General features: G+C 62.6%; 1 protein-coding gene. It reads left to right on the plus strand.

The features are described 5' to 3' along the window. On the plus strand, nucleotides 1-488 hold a 488-nt coding region (locus AC4FQ5_RS20245; RefSeq protein ID WP_491146566.1), incomplete at its 5' end, for a tyrosine-type recombinase/integrase. Nucleotides 489-503 lie beyond the last annotated feature (15 nt).

Raw genomic sequence — 503 nt, forward strand, 5'->3', positions numbered from 1 at the left:
GGGCTGGTTGGCGCGTAGTCCCGCTCGTCGAACCGCTGAGGACAATGCTGGTGCGCCAGATGCAGTCGACGCTCGAGCACCCGCACGGACTGGTTTTCTCGCGCGACGGCAGGGCGATACGCCCCGACCGGATGTCAATGGAATGGCCGAAGTTTCGGGAGGCGGCCGGCATCAAGAAGGACGTGCGATTGCATGATCTCAGGCACACTGCCGTCGACCTGTTCTACCTGGCGGGGATTCCCGAGGACATCATCGTCGAACTCGTAGGGCACTCAACACGGATGATGACCCGGTCCTACAAGAGACGCGGGAACGACGCACGCCTGCGCCACGCGATGAAGCAGGTGTCAGAACTGTTCGGAGTTGACGAGCAGCCGTCGGAACCTCTGAACCCTTCGATCCCGGTCTCTCCGACATGCTGGGTCAACTGCGAACCGCGCGGGCGCGGATGGATTTGCCCGAACTGCGAGCTACGAATGCTCGGCTAATAGTCGCCGACGGCG

The organism is Chryseobacterium sp. DT-167 (assembly GCF_058310155.1).